1 protein-coding gene is annotated in these 365 nt (G+C 57.0%); it reads right to left on the bottom strand.

The window, feature by feature from the left end:
• The coding region (locus tag FLQ44_RS22675) for a glutathione S-transferase family protein (RefSeq protein WP_500692567.1) at positions 1-365 on the bottom strand (365 nt) is incomplete at both ends.

Genomic DNA, 365 nt, shown 5'->3' with positions numbered 1-365 from the left:
AGGCGCTCCAGGGCTCCAAACACGTTGCCGTCCGCTTCGTAGTACGCTTCCTGACTGGTGGCAAAGCCCGCTTTGTAGACGCCGTTGTTGACGTTGTCGTAGATCCAGCCGTTCAGCTCGTCAATTTTCTCGCGCAGCTCAACCGGGTAGTAATCCCCGGCGCGTGCACCGTGAGCGTCAAACGCGGTATTGAACATGCGAATGATTTCAGCGGATTCATTGCTGACGATCGTCTGGTTTTTCTTGTCCCACAGCACAGGCACCGTTACGCGTCCGGTGTAGTGCGGATCGGCGCGCAGATAGAGCTGATACAGGAAAGCGTGATGATAAAGCTCATCACCCGTCGCGGCCGGGAAGCCACTGTC

Source organism: Vogesella mureinivorans (assembly GCF_007644035.1).
Taxonomy (GTDB): domain Bacteria; phylum Pseudomonadota; class Gammaproteobacteria; order Burkholderiales; family Chromobacteriaceae; genus Vogesella; species Vogesella mureinivorans.
This window is presented reverse-complemented; position numbering and strand designations above follow the sequence as displayed.